Source organism: Candidatus Propionivibrio aalborgensis (assembly GCF_900089945.1).
GTDB classification, from domain to species: Bacteria; Pseudomonadota; Gammaproteobacteria; order Burkholderiales; family Rhodocyclaceae; genus Propionivibrio; species Propionivibrio aalborgensis.
The window spans coordinates 1-16,743 of record NZ_FLQY01000257.1 but is presented as its reverse complement, the minus strand read 5'-3'; the positions used below and the strand labels follow the sequence as shown (position 1 = coordinate 16,743).

The following is a 16,743-nucleotide window of genomic DNA, read 5'->3' as shown; positions in this document are numbered from 1 at the left end:
ATTGAACGTCATGCTTTCTCTTTGGATGCTTCAAGTGATCTATCAAGTGATCTTATCAAGCTGAAAAGTGGAATCGCCAGCCAGTCGGGTCGGTTATTCATCTCGTAGCGCATTTCGTAGAGCGCTTTGTCGATTACGAAGAACTTGATCAGTCGTTCCGCTACGCCTGGTTCCTCTGGCCAAGCCGCACAGCCTTTTATTGCCTGCCGGTAACCGGCCAGGAAAGCTTCAGACGACTGCAGCTCCCAGGTCTTTACCAGCGGGCCAGTTCGGGAGCGGTCGGCAGGACGTTCGGCGGTGACGCGATTGGTTGCCACTGCCGCCGCATAGCTGAAGGAGCGCAACATGCCGGCCACGTCACGCAGTGGCGAATGCTTCTGGCGCCGCTCCTCCATCGGACGACCGGGCTCACCCTCGAAGTCGATGATTACGAAGTCGTCTTCGACACGCAGGACCTGTCCGAGATGATAGTCGCCGTGATAACGCATCTTGGCGGCGGAAATTCCCGCCAGCGCCCGCGGCGAAACACGCTCAAGCAGGACCGGCCGCAGTGCTGCGAGATGGTCGCAGGCGGCGTGCAGGTTTTCCGGTAGGCTAGTGCGGCGGCTCTCCAGCTCGTTGAGCGTCGCAACCGCGTCGGCCTGCACGGCGATCGACCATCTGGAGAGATCTTCGGGCGTGATTGGCTCTTGTTCGAAGGCCGTGTCCCCTGTGGACATGCCGAAAGCCTGATGCAGTTCGCCGGTCCGGCGTCCGAGCAATTCCATCAGAGAAAGGAAATAGGCATGTGGATCGGGCGTAGCTTCCTCGGACGCAAGCTCAGGCTCGGAGAGGAAGCGCTCAAGGTAGTCAACAGCGAAACTCCAGCTGTCGCCCTGATTTTCCGTGAAGCCCTGCAACAGCGCCAGAGTCATCGTTTGGCCGTCAGCACGCTGGAATTCGACCGAGCCGGCAACGGGCGCAACGTGCGGGAAAGGCGAGTGTTCGGTGAGATAGCGACCGACTTCGACCTCAGGATTGGTACCAAACTGCAGACGACGATAGCCTTTGAGGAATAGTTGGTTTCCAAAGTAGACCGCCGTATTGCTCTGCTCAAGCGCGGGGTGGCGAACGGGGGCCGCAAGACCGTCCGCGAGCCTTTCGAAAGCCGGCGTGGCACGAAATTCGATGCGTCCCTTGCCCAAAGGCAGCGAGATGTTCTCGCCGATGCCCTCAGCCAGGGAGCGGCAAAAGCCTTCGGCGCCGAAGGCACCGTAAAGTATGCCCGTGCGTTCCTTCTGTCTCACCTTGGCAAGCGTCCAGGGCGCCAGGACCGCGCGTCGCTCCTCGCTTGTTTCCTCGTCCCAGCAAATGGCCAGCGGCAAGAAATAGAGCTGAGGAGGAATTTCGGCGCAGTGTACCTCGATGATGGTGAGCAGCCAGCTACCGTGAGTGGTCTCCCAAGCGTCCTGCTCAAGGATCTTGATCCGCTCGATCTTGTGACCCTTGGCAGCGAACCAGCGCTTGCTCAACAGATAGGGGCCCATAACCTTGTTCTGAAACTGTTCCCGGGTAGTGGCCGCAAGCGCCCGGCGCACAGTATTGGCCGTGGCCTTGCCTCCGGACAAGGTCAGCCATCCCTGGGTGAGTACCAACACCGGAAGTTCCGGCCGGGTCAGACGTTCTTCATGCCAGTAGGGCACCTCGACGTTGGTCGACAGGCTGAAGCAGTAGGTACCGTGCCCCGCAAGGGTCAGCAGATACGGCAAATCGCCAATCGGCGGAAAGGGGGAGCGGCCGAGCAGTTCGACCGGCACGCGGGTCTTGAAAGCCGCAAGGTCGAGTTCCACCGGTTGTGCGTTGCGCGAGAGATTGACCACGCAAAGCAGTATCTGGTCCTCCCATTCACGCACATAGGCGAGGATCTTGCGGTTGCCCGGTTCGAGGAACTTGATGCTGCCACGGCCGAAAGCTTTGTGGTTCTTGCGCACGGCGATGAGGCGCTTGTTCCATTGCAGTAGCGAGGACGTATTGCGCGTCTGGGCTTCGACATTCTTTGCTTCGTAGCCGTAGATCGGGTCCATGTTGGGCGGAAGAAAGAGCCGCTGTGGATCGGCTTTGGAAAAGCCCGCGTTGCGGTCAGGGCTCCATTGCATGGGTGTTCGGACACCGTTTCGGTCGCCAAGGTAGATGTTGTCGCCCATGCCGATTTCGTCACCGTAGTAGAGGACCGGTGAACCCGGGAGGGTCAGGATAAGAAAGATCACCAGCTCGATCTTGTCGCGGTTGTTCTCCATCAGCGGCGCCAATCGGCGACGGATACCGACATTGACACGCATGCGCGGATCGGCAGCGTACATCTTGTACATGTAGTCGCGCTCGCGCTGAGTGACCATTTCCAGCGTCAATTCGTCGTGGTTGCGCAGAAATATCGCCCATTGACAGTTGTCGGGGATCGCCGGTGTCTGATTCATGATCTCGATGATCGGATGACGCTCCTCCTGAGCGACCGCCATGAATATTCTAGGCATCACCGGGAAGTTGTAAGCCATGTGGCATTCATCGCCTTCGCCGAAGTACTCGCGTACATCCTCAGGCCATTGGTTGGCCTCGGCCAACAGCATGCGGTTCTTGTAATGGGCATCGATCACTGCGCGCATTTGCTTGATCACATCATGGGTCTCATGCAAATTCTCGTTGGCGGTGCCCTCGCGAACACAAAGATAGGGGATGGCATCCAGGCGCAGCCCGTCGACGCCCAGATCGAGCCAGAAGCGCATGATGCGGATCACGGCATTCACTACTGCCGGGTTGTTGTGGTTCAGATCCGGCTGGTGCGAAAAGAAACGGTGCCAGTAGTAAGCGCCCGCTACCTCGTCCCATGCCCAGTTGGATTTTTCCGAATCGGTGAAGATGATCCGCGTCTCGGGAAACTTCTTGTCCGTATCCGACCACAGGTAGAAATTGCGTTTGGACGAACCTTCCGGCGCGCGGCGCGCCGCCTGAAACCAGGGATGCTGATCGGACGTGTGATTGATGACCAGTTCGGTGATCACCTTCAGCCCGCGCCGATGCGCTTCGCGGATGAAGTTACGGACATCGGCGCGGGTGCCATACTCCGGGTGCACATTATGGTAGTCGGAAATGTCGTAGCCATCGTCACGGAACGGCGAAGGATAGAACGGCAACAGCCAAAGAGTGTTTACGCCGAGGTCCTGCAGGTAGTCGAGCTTCTCGGTCAGCCCCTTGAAGTCGCCAATACCATCGCCATTGCTATCAAAAAAGGCTTTGACATGCAGCTCGTAGATGATCGCATCCTTGTACCAGAGCGGATCCTTATCCCACGCTGGATCTACGTGGGAGTTGGCGTCAGGCTTGATATCATCGTTATGCATCTGTCTCTCCACTCGGGCAAGTAGTCATATTTGTTCTTGTTTTAGCAAATGCTCAACTCACTGGAAGAATGTGTTGCTGTGTATAAGGCGGACCGCGGAATTCTTGGATTGCGATTGAATAGGATTGCAGCAATTGTAGCTGAAGGGTTCTCTCGAATTGGAGGGGCTCACTTTACCCTTTCTGGCACTTGAGCGACGTCAATCGACAGGTGCAGGGGTGGACTGGCGCCGTCTTTGTTCTGACCAGGATAGAGGGTGAGATGCGGGAACGGAATTTCGATTCCAGCGACGTCGAAGGCATGTTTGAGGCGGCGCAGGTATTCGCGGCGTACTCCCCATTGCTCGATCGGTGCGACTTTGAAACGGCAGCGCAATACAACCGCCGAATCGGCCCACGCTTCAACACCGACAATTTCGACATCTTCGAGGATCTTTGCGGCAAACGCAGGATCGGCGCGTAACTCGGCGCCGGTTTGGCGCATTATCTCCAAGGCTTGATCGACATTCTCCCGGTAGGCCACACCGACATCCACTACCGCGTGCGCATGGCCCCTGGTCATATTGGTGACGGTTGTGATGGTGCCGTTAGGGACGAAGTGAACGTTCCCGTCGTAATCGCGCATGCGGACAAAACGAAGGGTGATTTCCTCGACGACCCCGGCCTTGCCACCGGCCTGGATGACATCCCCCTGACGTATCTGGTTTTCGAGTAGCAGAAAGAAGCCGGTGAAGTAGTCCTTGACCAGGCTTTGGGCTCCAAACCCCACGGCAACACCCACCACGCCCGCAGCACCGAGGATAGGCGCGATGGATATGCCCAGTTCGCTCAAGATAAGCGTGACGGTAATCAGCGAAATGATGACCGAAGCGATGTAGCGGAACACCCTGCCCAAGGTGGCCGCACGCTTCACCTCCTCAGCATCGGCAAGATTCTTGCTGATGAAAAGACGAAAAGCCCGAATCATTCTGTGGGAAAGGATCACGGCAAACCACGCCAAGGCAGCAATGAGGGTGATCCGGAAGCCCAGAGCCATGGCCGGCGAAAACTGGCTGCCGAAAGAGAATACTTGTTCGAGTGCGCTTCTATCCATAGGAATTTCCGTCGTAATCCAATTCCCGGCTGAGTGGCTGCGGGAATGGTGTGAATTCAAGATCGTCACACGATACCGTGCTTGACTCTTATGTTTGCGGAAACTATTATTGCACGAATATGTTTGTTGAGCAAACAAAGGAGTCGCAGTGGTTATGGAAAAGGAGCGAGCTGAGGAATCACCGTCGACTCATGAAATTGCCGGCAAGGGATCGGTTCCTTCAGCACTCGATGTAGCAGCGGCAGAGGAAGCTTTCAGCATGGTACTGCGCCTGGTACGCGCGGTTCAGTCGGGCATGCAGAGTATCGACGCCACCCAGGGAATGAGCGGCTCCCAGCTCTTGGCTCTATGGCAGATTTCAGCGCAACCGGGACTACGCGTTGCCGAACTGGCCGAAGCGCTGCACATACATCCCTCTACCGCCAGCAATCTTCTCGACAAGATCGAGGTGCGCGGTCTTGTTCGCCGTGAGCGGAGCGACGCGGACAATCGCGTCGTGCGTCTGTTCCTGAACGACTCGGGCATCGATGTGGTCAGGGATCTTCCTGGGCCCTTGCAGGGCCGATTACGCTACGCTTTGCGCGAAGTGCCCTTGCCGGTTCTCAAGGGCTTGGTTTTCGGATTGACTTCGGTGCTGGACCTTATGGGCGAGTAGCCCATTGTCGTTGCCCCGCACGCGTTTTCTGCATGTTTCCTCCCCGATTGAGCGCCTCATAATGCCGAAAATGCAGCTGGAACGACTGCTGAGATCGCAGGGATTTGGCAGCCGGCCTGAGTGTCGTGCTCTGGTTCGTTCCGGACGAGTAAGCATTGACGGCATGCTCTGCGATGACCCCTTCGCAGAATTCGAGCCCGATGGGCTTTTGTTCTCTGTGGATGGGGTGCTGTGGACCTATCGGGAATTTGCCTTTCTTGCACTTAACAAACCGGCCGGTTTTGAGTGCTCGCACAAGCCGAAGCACCACCCGAGTATTTATTCCCTGTTTCCCCGTGTATTGCTGACAAGAAATATTCAGGCCGTCGGACGTTTGGACGAAGACACTACAGGCTTGCTGCTTCTTTCAGACGACGGGCAGTTCATTCATGCCTACACTTCACCAAAGAAGAGAATTCCCAAAGTATACGACGTAACCGTCAAACACCCGGTGGATACGCTTCAGGTGGACGCTTTGCTGGAAGGGGTTCAACTACATGACGAACCTGCGCGTATCGCGGCTACCGGCTGTGAAGTCCGTTCGGAACACCTTCTCCGAATGACCGTCACCGAGGGCAAGTACCATCTTGTCAAGCGGATGATCGCAGCCGCCGGGAATCGAGTGGAAGGTCTCAACCGGATAGCAATAGGCGGTTTCCCCCTGCCAGACAGCCTACCTATAGGACAGTGGATATGGCTTGAAGCGAGTGATCTGGCTCGTCTGGCTCGTCCTCAGCAATGACGCTTACCGAACTTCGCTACATCGTGATGCTGGCCCGCGAACGGCATTTCGGCCGTGCGGCAGAGAAATGTCATGTCAGCCAACCCACGTTGTCTGTGGCACTGAAGAAGGTGGAACAGCGACACGGTGTGATCCTCTTCGAGCGCTCCTCTTCTGATGTTCGCTTGACGCCCATTGGCGAGAAGATAGCTCGGCAAGCCGAGAAGGTGCTCGAGGAAGCCGACCGACTGACGGAGCTCGCGGTACAGGGCAAGGACCCCTTGGTCGGATCCTTACGGCTTGGTGTCATTTATACCATTGCGCCCTATCTCCTGCCGCGGCTGATTCCGGCGCTGCATTCCCGCGCACCGCTCATGCCGATGTACCTGCATGAGAATTTCACGGTCAGTCTGGCGGAACAGCTACGCCGGGGCGACCTGGATGTGATTATTGTCGCCCTACCCTTTTCCGAGCCCGGTATCGTCTCATACCCTGTCTATGACGAAGCTTTTTGCGTCGTCTTGCCAACGGAACATCCTTTGGCGGCTCAATCGGCCATCCCTCCCAATCAAGTGGCTGCCGAAAATCTGTTGCTGCTGGGTAAGGGCAACTGCTTTCGCGATCAGGTTGTTCAAGCCTGTCCGCACCTCTCGGAAACGGGAGGGCTCGAAGGAGCCATTGAAGGCAGTTCGCTGGAAACGGTACGCCACATGGTGGCAAGCGGGGCTGGTATATCCGTCGCTCCGGTTTCAGCGGCAAAGTCATGGGCTCAGAATGAGCCGCCACTGCAGTTTCGCCCCTTTACCGACCCTGCCCCCTTCCGACGAGTTGTTATCGCATGGAGGGCCACTTTCCCACGACCGAAGGCAATAGACGCCTTACGAGCCGCAATCCTCGACGCACCTCCGGCCGGAGTAAGCGCAGTTCCGTAGTTAATGGGTTTTTGATTCCGATTCGACAGGGGCAGATGTTTCACGTGAAACATCTGCCCCTGTCGGCTTAACGAAGCTCAAGGAAATCCTTCTATCCTGACTTCTTGCTTGTTCCCGATTTTGCCTTGGAGGTTTTGGGAAGTGGCTTCTCGCTCACCACTTTCGCTGGCTTAGGCGGTGATTTTGGCTTCGGTTCCCGTTTCTCGAACTCGAATCCGACCTTGCCGTCTGTTCCGCGTACCAGGAAGGCTGAGAATTTGCGCTTTGTTCTAGCAGAAATAAACCCCTTGAGAAGATCAGTACGGCCAGTTGCGAGCAATTTCTTCATCTGCTCCTCCTCCACCGGTTGCTGCAGAATGATCTTACCGGAGCGGAAATCACAGCTTTTCGCCGGCCCTACCGATTTCTCGCAAACGAAAGACATGCCTCGATCAAAAACACGCGCTTCACATTTCGGGCACACACCAAGCGGCTCCTGTCCGGAGAAATCGACCTCTTCGGCGTTGCCGTCATCACCATTTGCTCCCTGGCCAAAATCAAACTCTGGCGAATTGTCGGCATTGAGCCTGATGATGGCGCCAAAGGGACGACCCATTTTGTTTCGGAAGCCAGTTATGGGGCCGATCTTGCGCTCAGTCAGCAAAGACTCGATCTCGCTGGCCTCGAACTGGCGGCTGGCGACGATCTTCCAAAGCGAAAAATCACATGCCGTACACTGAAATTTCTTATAGGTCTCCTTGATCTTGCCGCCGCACTTCGGACAGGGTGTGGAAAGTTCGCCGAAATCGCCAGGGATGGTATCGCTGTCGTAGCTCTTGGCACGGTCGACAATATGCTGTGTCATCGCCGCGATTTGCTTCATGAATTCGTCGCGCGACATTTCGCCACGCTCCATTCGCGCGAGTTTCCATTCCCAATCTCCGGTCAACTCCGGCGCCGTGAGTTCCCGGATGCCGAGACCATTGAGCAACGTCATCAACGAGAAGGCTTTGGCTGTGGGTTGGAGTTCGCGGTTTTCGCGATGCAGGTACTGCTCACCGAGCAGATTTTCAATGATCTGGGCGCGGGTAGCCGGTGTGCCCAGACCACGGCCGGCCATGGCGGCTTTCAGCTCTTCGTCGTCAACCATCTTTCCTGCCCCCTCCATGGCCGAAAGCAGGGTCGCCTCGGAGTAGCGGGGTGGGGGCCGGGTTTCTGTAGCATTCAGGATGAGTTCGTCGGTCTGCACCATTTCCTTTGATTCTACGGCAACCAGATTACCTTCGTCGCCTTCCTGTCCTTCGCGGCCATAAACAGCCAGCCAACCCGGATTGACCAGAACCTTGCCTTCCGTCTTGAAGGGCTCCCCTTCGACGCGTGTGATGCGCGTGGAGATCATGTATTCCGCCGCCGGGTAGAAAACGGCAAGGAAACGCTTGACCACCATGTCGTAAAGTTTCTGCTCGGGCTCGGAGAGGTGTTTCGGTGCCTGCAGCGTCGGAATGATGGCAAAGTGATCGGATATCTTGGCGTTATTGAAAATGCGCTTGTTCGGAATAACCCACTGGCGCGCCAGAATCTGGTGTGCAAAGGGTGAATAGCGCGCAAGTGCCGCTTCATCATGCCCTTTGCCAACGCCCTCGCCTGTAAGCATGACGAGTGTCGCCCTGACCGTCGGCAGATAATCTTCCGGAAGTGCGCGTGCATCGGTACGCGGATAGGTCAGCACCTTGTGCTTTTCGTAAAGGGCCTGCGCCAGGCCCAGAGTGGCCTTGGCCGAAAAGCCAAAACGGCTGTTGGCCTCACGTTGCAGGCTGGTCAGATCGAAGAGCAATGGTGAAAGCTGAGTCGATGGCTTGGTTTCTTCGCTGACTTCGCCCGGATGGCCGGCGCATTTGCTTTGCAAGGCCTTGGCTCGGGTTTCGTCCCAAAGTCGTTCGGCACGCTGATGCTCATCCTGCTCCGCTTTTTGTCCTGTCTTGTTCTTGGCAAAACTCTCGTCGAACCACTTTCCCGTGTATGTGCCGGCGGCACAGGCGAAATGTCCTTCCAACTCCCAGTAGGGGCGTGCCTTGAACTTGCGGATCTTTTGTTCACGTTCGACGATCAACGCCAAGGTCGGAGTCTGTACTCGACCTACCGTCGTCAAATGGAAGCCCCCAGTCTTTGAATTGAAGGCGGTCATGGCACGCGTGCCGTTGATACCAACCAACCAATCGGATTCGGAGCGGCACACTGCGGCGTCGGCCAGCCCCTTCATTTCGGTACCGGCGCGGAGTTTCGAAAAGCCTTCCTTGATTGCCTGCTGCGTCATCGACTGCAACCACAGTCGTTGAATCGGCTTTCCAGACTTGGCGTGCTGCGCAATGTAGTTGAAGATCAACTCGCCTTCCCGCCCTGCATCACAGGCGTTCACCAGCCCGGTCACGTCCTTGCGCTTGATCAGTCGTGTGAGCAACTTGAGGCGTGATACCGTCTTTTCGATTGGCCGCAAATCGAAATGTGGCGGAATGACCGGCAAATGAGCAAACGACCACTTGCCGCGCTTGACTTCATACTCTTCCGGACAGGCCAGTTCGAGCAGATGGCCGACAGCGGACGATAGGACGCAGTCTTCACTCTCGAAATAGTCGTCGTGTTTGGTAAACCCACCTAGTGCACGTGCAATGTCGGCGGCAACGGAAGGTTTCTCGGCAATGATCAGCTTCTTGCTCATGGTGTTTATGTGCCAGGGAGGGCCGTTAGTCAGTATGACTATAGTATGGTCAGGCAGGGCATGATAAGTGCACTCTACGGCGCTTGGCAAGCAACGCTTGCTTGCGCGGAGCAATGCAGACGATGAAAACCAATTGCTGCGGCAGATGTGGAAGGGTACGGTGCGTCGGTGCCGGATCAACATCGCCGATACAATTCATACGACAATTGTGTTCCCGATTGGCGGAATCGATCGATCCCCAAGCATCGGACCGCGGCTGGTTTCCAACTCCCTCCAACTCCCTTTGGCAGGCGCGCAAAGCTGGGCGACACTGAGGCAGGAAGCAAACCGACGAATTCAGACTTCTTGAAGTTGCTGGTAGCGGCCACCTGGCAGACTGGCCACTCTGCCACTGAGTTCCAAATCCAAGAGTATCACTGACAGCGAATCGGCCGACAAATCACTACGTTCGGCAAGTTCATCCAGACTACACGGATCAAATCCCATCAATGACAACAGCGCATGAGGTACACCATCAGCCTTGTCGTTCGTCGGCGATGCAGCTACCAAAGTTGTTTGCCAATTCAGTTCCTCAAGGACGTCCTGCGCAGTTTCAACCAGCTTCGCACCTTGCTTGATCAGCTTGTGGCAACCTCTCGATTGCGGTGAGTGAATCGATCCTGGAATGGCAAAAACCTCTCGTCCCTGCTCGCCGCCTAGTCGGGCAGTAATCAGCGATCCGCTTACAATGGCTGCTTCAACGACCAACACGCCGCGGGCGATACCTGATATCAGCCGGTTACGTCGCGGAAAGTTGGCTGCCGTGACCGGCGTGCCGATTGGAAACTCGGAAACGACGACCCCCCGACTGGCGACTTCCAAAGCCAGCTCCTTGTTTCGCGCCGGGTAGATGCGATCAATGCCCGTACCGATGAACGCGATAGTATCTCCGGTGCTGGCCAGGGCTCCACGATGTGCTGCTGCATCGATTCCAAGCGCCAGTCCGCTTGCGATCACCAGACCCGCGTCGGCGAAGGTTGAAGCGAATCGTTCGGCGTTTTGAATACCTTGCGGGGTTGGATTTCGGCTGCCTACGATAGCCAGAGCCGGACGGTTAAGCAGATCCAAGCGTCCGCGTACATAGAGCAGCGTTGGGGGATCCGGAATTTCAAGCAGCGACTGCGGGTACTCTGGGTCAGCTAAAGTAACGATGCGCTGATCTGCTTCTTGTGACCATTCTTTCGCTGATTCAACGAGGAATGCATTGTCTGTATCGAGCAGAAGTCTGGTTGACCTTTCACCAATGACGGCGCGAAGCGAGCTTCGATCAGCGGAGAAAACCGCATCAGGGAGCCCGAAAGCGGTAAGCAGCTTGCGCTGTGTTTCACCGCCAATCCCGGGAATAAGCGTTAGTCGCAGCCAACTTGAAAGCGACTCGCATTCGGTCATTACTCAGGGCGTACGGACGAAGTCATTGACCTCAACAGTGCTCTCAGCCTGCACGATAAGTGCATAGGATATATGGTCAAATACGCGAAATACAAAAACCAACCCGAGCCGAACTGGAGGAATTTCCACATTGACCTTGCGACCATCATCGTCACGTTCAACAATCGTCCGATTCCGCTCAACCGACAGCACGTGCCCGATCTCTAGGCCCTCCTTGGAGCCCCGATTCAATGAAACGATTGAACCCCGCCCAGCAGATTCGACGCCCCCGTAGACCGAAATGATGCGGCCATCGACCATGAAATCCGGCTTGTGCGGGACGTAGGCGACCAATGAAGGCTGGGCGGCTGGAACCAAGCGGTCACCTCGACCGATTTCCTGTTTGGCAGTCAGAATCTGAAATGTGGCCGGACTGCCAGGACTGACCTGTGTTGCCGTACCCAAATAAAATGCCTCATAGCCAAGAACATGTGTCGGGTCAGCCGGATTCTGATTTGGGAACGCCGGGTCGAGCAACGGCTTTCCGTTACGATAGACCTGCCACTTCAACTGGGAAGGGTCGGCATTGTTAACATAAGCGGTATCGCCACTGCCAAGAAATACCCGGTCCTGCTGCGTAGCGACTATACGAGCCGCACTGTCCAGACCGTCCACTTCAACCACAAGCGGCTCGGAGAGGTAGGGTCCGATCGCATTGGGTGGAATTGGCGGAATGGCCTGACTAATCTGTTCGGAATAAATCTGAGGGTGCAGCTTGTCACTTTGCTGACGCAGTTTGGAGTTGCCACTTTGCTTGCGAAGCATTGGATTACCGTTGGAATCATAATCAAGAACGATCACATCACCGGGAAATATGAGATCCGGATTCTTGATCTGCTCCTTGTTCATGCGCCAGATTTCCGGCCAGCGCCAAGGCTCTTTGAGAAACTGCCCGGATATCCCCCATAACGTGTCACCAGGCACGACGATGTGTCGTTGCGGGGCGTTTTCAGCCAGCTGAAGCGGTTGTTCAGCGGCGTTGCATAGTGTGGCGGCAACGGCCAGAACGAGCATGGATATAATGCGGATCATCGTGTTATCCTCATACGAGCGGTCGGTAACATCTGTTTCTGCTTGTAGACCCACTGCGCAAATATTGCGCCGTTTTTCAAGATGTTGCATCGGATTCTGCACGTAATTACTTCTTCGATCAAGCTTTTTATGCCACTACTGCCAATACTCCGTTACCCTGACCCGCGCTTGAAAACCGTCGCCGCCAAGGTTGAAAATATTGACGATAGCATTCGACGTCTCGCTCGTGATATGGCCGAAACGATGTACGAGGCACCGGGAATCGGTCTGGCCGCGACGCAAGTGAACGTACATATGCGGGTTATCGTCATCGATGCCTCTGAAGCCAGGGATCAGTTGCTGGTGCTCATCAACCCGGAACTTGTTGAAAGTGAAGGGCTTCAGGTTTGTGAGGAAGGATGTCTCTCGGTGCCCGGTATCTTCGACAAGGTCGAACGTGCGGAAAGCGTCGTCGTTCGCTATCTTGATACGGACGGTGAAGATCAAACCGTTGCTGCCGACGGTTTGCTTGCAGTCTGTTTGCAGCATGAAATAGATCACCTTCAGGGTCGAGTTTTTGTGGAACATCTCTCGCTTCTCAAGCAGACACGCATCAAGGCCAAATTAGCCAAGCAGTCGCGCATTACCGCATGAAGCTGGTCTTTGCCGGTACGCCGGTGTTTGCCGCCACCGTCCTGCGCGACATAATTGCATCCGGACATCACGTGTTGTCAGTGCTTACACAGCCGGATCGGCCGACAGGACGCGGTATGGCACTTCATTCGTCGCCCGTTAAGGCCCTAGCGCTGGCCTCAGGCATTGAGGTTTTCCAACCACCTACACTGCGTGATTCGGCGGCACAGGAACGTGTGCGAGTCCTCGGCGCGGAGGTCATGGTTGTCGCCGCGTATGGACTAATCTTGCCGCAGGCGGTACTCGAAATACCGCGTTTCGGCTGCATCAATGTCCACGCGTCACTGCTGCCGCGCTGGCGTGGTGCTGCACCGATCCAGCGGGCGATTCTGGCCGGTGACATCGAAACCGGCGTCAGCATCATGCAGATGGAAGCAGGTCTGGATACCGGTCCAGTGTTGCTTTCGGAAAAACTATCGATTACCGAGGATGACACGGCCGGAACCTTGCACGACAAGCTAGCCGTCCTCGGAGGTCGTCTTATCGTCGAGGCACTCCGTAAATTGCCCTTGCCGCTGAGCTTGCAGCCAGAAACAGGGGTGACCTACGCTTCCAAGATCGAGAAAGCTGAAGCGCCACTTGATTGGCGCTTGCCAGCCACGCAGCTGGCCAGGCAGGTCAGGGCGTTCAACCCATATCCCGGCGCGACTGTCGGTCTGGATGGCAACACAGTCAAGGTTTGGCGAGCCGAGGCCCAAGCCGAAACCGGTGGATCGCCAGGCGCGGTTATTGCGGCCGACAAACGCGGTATCTTGGTTACTTGTGGCGAGGGTACGTTACGATTGACAGAGTTGCAAAAGGCTGGTGGCAAACGACTGCCCGTTAGCGCGTTCCTGACTGGAACCCCCATACTTCCTGGAGCAACCTTCGACAACCTGTCCTGACTGCTCTGTAGGTTCTCAAAATAAGTGAAAACCATGCACTCGACGAATCAACACGTTATTGAAGTATTTTGAGAACACCATCCTTGGCCATTCTCAAATTCATTGAAAAATCCTACATCAGTTTCACGCGTTCTCAGCCCAAAAATCGACCTTCAGAATCAACTCAGAATCAACGATCGAACCCTTTCGATGGCCAAGGTATCAGTTAACAACAAAAAGGCGGCAAATCGCCGCCCAAGCCCCTTCCCCATAACTTGAAATCGGAAATCACTAGGGCCCACGAAAAATCGCCGGAAACCCAAAGCACATTTCGAATTGTCTGAAGTTATTAGCTGCCAATGACTAGGGTGGGCAAACAATCGGCGAGCCTTATGCGAACGACGCCTCTCCAGTATAGTACGAAAGTGTCCACTGAAGCCGGGGCGATTCACATGGTGCCTCACCAACGCTTCGATATCTATTGAATCTCACTAAGTCGATGTTGATCGTACGCATTTGCGTTTTCCACAACACCAACTTTTCCTTTCATGATTTACAGGTGCATTTTGACTGCCGGGGCGGAAACCAGCATTTAACGCGTTCTGCCGCGTTTTTCTCTTAGGCCAAACATTAACACTAGGGCCGATCTGTTCGTTGAATAGCGCGTGATTATGGAGGTCGTATTAAATGGTCTCAGGATAACGATTCAGACCAATCTCTGAGCTATCGTTTCACAGCGACAACAGACTGTGTGAATTTCCGCCCTTGACTGCCCCTAGAACAGTAGGCCTTCCGAGCCTATGATTTGGCCATAAGAGGAATGCCGTGAGATCACGAAGATTCACCTCGGAGTTTAAGAAAGAAACTGTTCGGCAAGTTATCGAACGAAACGCTCTAAGCTACACGATCACGACTTAATTACTCGGACTTTGTTAGGCTTGCTTGCAGGCATTAGTTCAAAGTGATCCGGGAACTTTCTAAACAACTTCGTTGAAGTCGCGCTTTTTGCGAGAAGCCTTTTATCGTGGAGTATCTTGGCGACTTCCCCTAATGGCAACCACTGCCCGTTCTGTACACTGGGTAATACGGCAAGTATCTGTTTGGGAGTTATGACAGCCTTTGTTGCTGTCGTCTTCTGAGCGGCCTTCTTTGCAGGTCCCCTTTTCCCCGTAACTGCCTTTGGCACGGTCACCTTTACAGCCCGTATATTTTCTACGGGTTTCTCTGGCGTCGTACCAATACTCGCTACCGGAACTGGCGCAGCTTTTCCCGTTACTGGGCTATCAACCTGATCTTCGCCAACATAGATGATCTGATCGTAAGCGGGAATAGCATCTTGCGCCATCTTGCTTCGCTCACTCACGCACACGACTCTGATGCCTCGCTCCCTAAGCCGCACTACCAGCGGGACAAAATCTAAATCTCCGGAGGCAATAACTATCAACTTTGGTCGCGGCGTTAGGCACGCCAACTCCATCGCATCTACGGCCAATGACATATCAGTAGTGTTTTTCGGAAGCGGTAGATTGACGAACGGGCGAATGACCCTAGATCGCAACACATCTGCCAACCCCTTCAGCTTTTCAGCGCTGCCATATGCGCGACGAATTGCTATGTCGCCACAAGTCATCTCAAGCGTTTGGATAGCCTCATTTATCCATGCTGGCGATGAGAAATTATCGGCATCGATCAGTAATGCAATCATTTTAGAATCACTCATGGGAACAACTTCGGCGGGCAGGTCTTGAACTGCCGCTCTGGCCCGATTGTACGCGTCGAGCATGGTGCCTGAAAGGAGCTACGCGGCACCTCTGTCATTTTGTCGACTGGCTATATTGTGCGGACATACTGTGGTTCCGCAACCGTCCACAAGCCATCCTTCTCCAATTTGAGGATCGGACGCTTTAAGTGTCTACTTCACTCTGAAACCTGCCGGAAGCGCAATTCATACAACTCGGCCTTATGTGGAGCGCTACATAGGCCGATTATGTTGACCGCTTGATTATGCGGAGCTACTAAATCATCCCCCTGCAGAGGCTTGTCTGCGAGGGGCCTGCTGGCCTCTGAGCCCAGTGTACACTCAACACAATTTTTGAGTTCGAACGGTTACCACACACAGCAACATCAACAACAAAATGTTGATCCGGGCGAGCAACAAGCCCATTGTGCTGCAGATACGCGTAGTGAATGTCCTCACATGCTATTTTCTGGCCTTGCGACACACACCAGATTATGTGGACCGCAGATCATCTCTTGCCTTGTCAAGCAAGGCGTCTGATGGCAGCCAAGGCTCCGAATCCACATAATCAAGGAGTCTACATAATCGGCCGAAGCTGCCGGTCGTCTCCCACTTTGTGTGAGGCTGGTCTGCGTATCATTCCTGCCCGACATCAATCATGACGGATGCAAGATTCTAGCGTGTAACATAGTGTCTCCTAGCGGCGCCTGCTTCGCCCCGGCCATGACAGTTCTCCCGTCAGTTCAGTCAAGCCTCCATCGTCTTCGACACGTGCGCCGTAGCGGTTTACCTCAATCTCCGGTAAATCGTCGCTGTCGAACCATAGCAAGGAGATGGTGGTGTCGGTGCGCTGGTAGTGCCTTGAGAGCTCCGAGAGGTCAAGGCCCTTCTCCCAGTTGTCGAACCATATGTCCTGTGAAACCTCCCCCGTCTCTGTGGCGCTATTCCCTGATGAGCGGATTCGGTGAGCCACGGACCCCACTGGAATTACCGACCTGGGAGGGATCCAGGCTCTTGCTTGCCTCAAGGTTGTGGATCGTGCGGCGTACCGCACCGCACCGCGCTCCATGGTGATGAATGCACAAGGCATATCGCTAAGACCGGCATACCTTGACGCCGCAGCAGGGAACGACGTGCCGAACAAGTCGGCCATGCGTTGGATGAGATCTAAGGAGGGCTCTTCCTTGGGAACAGCGGAGAGCCATTGCTGTTACGGCATCAGCAGTTCAGCGGCAAACGTGTCGCAGGCGATTTCGTTTGCATGTCGCTTTGCATAAGACCATGACGGAACCTCTTCGTGACTTGGCGGATTCAAGTCTGAAGTGCAACAGCGTTATGACGCGAGTGTAGCTGCTTCATGAAGACCTCGTGAGGTGTTTTGAAGCCGAGGCATTTTCTGGGACGGTGATTGAGGCGATGCATGGCGAAGGCAAGCTGATCATGGGTAATGGAATCGAAGTACAT

General features: G+C 55.2%; 12 protein-coding genes. 5 read left to right on the top strand and 7 right to left on the bottom strand.

Annotated features, from left to right (window positions below; translation table 11 throughout):
• Positions 1-8 precede the first annotated feature (8 nt).
• Positions 9-3,374: a maltose alpha-D-glucosyltransferase gene (gene treS / locus PROAA_RS12395; protein WP_186411639.1), complete on the bottom strand. Its 3,366-nt coding sequence runs from the start codon at positions 3,372-3,374 to the stop codon at positions 9-11.
• A 167-nt stretch (positions 3,375-3,541) separates the two neighbouring features.
• Positions 3,542-4,465, bottom strand: a complete 924-nt coding sequence (locus tag PROAA_RS12390; RefSeq protein ID WP_186411638.1) for a mechanosensitive ion channel family protein — start codon at positions 4,463-4,465, stop codon at positions 3,542-3,544.
• A gap of 154 nt (positions 4,466-4,619) precedes the next feature.
• Between PROAA_RS12390 and PROAA_RS12385 the strand changes: the two genes are divergently transcribed.
• The 3 genes from PROAA_RS12385 (at position 4,620) to PROAA_RS12375 (ending at position 6,812) form a co-directional block, all read left to right on the top strand.
• Positions 4,620-5,120 (top strand): MarR family winged helix-turn-helix transcriptional regulator, encoded by a 501-nt coding sequence (locus PROAA_RS12385; RefSeq protein ID WP_186411637.1) that lies wholly within the window; start codon positions 4,620-4,622, stop codon positions 5,118-5,120.
• A 61-nt stretch (positions 5,121-5,181) separates the two neighbouring features.
• A complete protein-coding gene (locus PROAA_RS12380; RefSeq protein WP_222102251.1) occupies positions 5,182-5,901 on the top strand; it encodes a pseudouridine synthase in 720 nt (239 codons plus the stop codon).
• Positions 5,898-6,812, top strand: a complete 915-nt coding sequence (locus PROAA_RS12375) for a hydrogen peroxide-inducible genes activator (protein ID WP_186411636.1) — start codon at positions 5,898-5,900, stop codon at positions 6,810-6,812. Before PROAA_RS12380 ends, PROAA_RS12375 begins: the two co-directional genes overlap by 4 nt.
• A 91-nt stretch (positions 6,813-6,903) precedes the next feature.
• Here PROAA_RS12375 and PROAA_RS12370 read toward each other — a convergent pair whose 3' ends face one another.
• The 3 genes from PROAA_RS12370 to PROAA_RS12360 all read right to left on the bottom strand — a co-directional run bounded on the left by PROAA_RS12370 (position 6,904) and on the right by PROAA_RS12360 (position 12,006).
• Complete coding sequence (locus tag PROAA_RS12370) at positions 6,904-9,507, bottom strand: DNA topoisomerase III (protein WP_186411635.1); 2,604 nt, start codon at positions 9,505-9,507, stop codon at positions 6,904-6,906.
• Between the two features lie 336 nt (positions 9,508-9,843).
• Entirely contained in the window at positions 9,844-10,935 is a 1,092-nt protein-coding gene (gene dprA, locus PROAA_RS12365) for a DNA-processing protein DprA (RefSeq protein WP_186411634.1), read from the bottom strand.
• A 3-nt stretch (positions 10,936-10,938) separates the two neighbouring features.
• Complete coding sequence (locus tag PROAA_RS12360) at positions 10,939-12,006, bottom strand: LysM peptidoglycan-binding domain-containing protein (protein ID WP_186411633.1); 1,068 nt, start codon at positions 12,004-12,006, stop codon at positions 10,939-10,941.
• 129 nt (positions 12,007-12,135) lie between these two features.
• Here PROAA_RS12360 and def point away from each other — a divergent pair, with 129 nt between their 5' ends.
• A complete protein-coding gene (def, locus tag PROAA_RS12355; RefSeq protein WP_186411632.1) occupies positions 12,136-12,639 on the top strand; it encodes a peptide deformylase in 504 nt (167 codons plus the stop codon).
• Positions 12,636-13,562 carry a methionyl-tRNA formyltransferase gene (gene fmt, locus PROAA_RS12350; RefSeq protein ID WP_186411631.1) on the top strand — a complete coding sequence of 309 codons (927 nt, stop codon included), beginning with the start codon at positions 12,636-12,638 and terminating at the stop codon, positions 13,560-13,562. Before def ends, fmt begins: the two co-directional genes overlap by 4 nt.
• 886 nt (positions 13,563-14,448) lie before the next feature.
• On the opposite strand, the gene PROAA_RS12345 is transcribed toward fmt, so the two are convergent.
• Positions 14,449-15,261, bottom strand: a complete 813-nt coding sequence (locus tag PROAA_RS12345) for an NYN domain-containing protein (protein WP_186411630.1) — start codon at positions 15,259-15,261, stop codon at positions 14,449-14,451.
• Between the two features lie 715 nt (positions 15,262-15,976).
• A complete protein-coding gene (locus tag PROAA_RS19155) occupies positions 15,977-16,252 on the bottom strand; it encodes a hypothetical protein (RefSeq protein WP_245664264.1) in 276 nt (91 codons plus the stop codon).
• Positions 16,253-16,743: the final 491 nt, after the last annotated feature.